The organism is Pseudoalteromonas sp. AWM4_233, assembly GCF_056158285.1.
The window spans coordinates 2,076-2,316 of the sequence record NZ_JBSWSZ010000024.1; the positions used below are offsets into that span (position 1 = coordinate 2,076).

Here is a 241-nt window from a genome sequence, read left to right on the forward strand (position 1 = left end):
TAAAACAATTAACATTTAGGCACAGCTCGTACGCTTGTTCTAGTAAACGGCAAGCGACATGTAGCCGGTTCAGCTGGTAGCTCTACAGTCGATTTATCGACAATCCCTAGCTCTCTTAATAAAACGTGTTGATGTAATCACAGGTGGTGCATCTGCAATCTATGGTTCTGATGCTGTATCGGATGTTAACATTGTTTTACGAGGTGCTGTGTAAGAGGTGAATCTAACCGTCGTTAACCTT

Annotated in this window: 1 pseudogene; it reads left to right on the forward strand. The window is 42.3% G+C overall.

The annotated features are described in order from the left end of the window. Window positions 1-15 precede the first annotated feature (15 nt). Window positions 16-202 (forward strand): annotated as a pseudogene (locus tag ACXAC4_RS18760) (TonB-dependent receptor plug domain-containing protein); the annotation flags it as partial. Window positions 203-241: the final 39 nt, after the last annotated feature.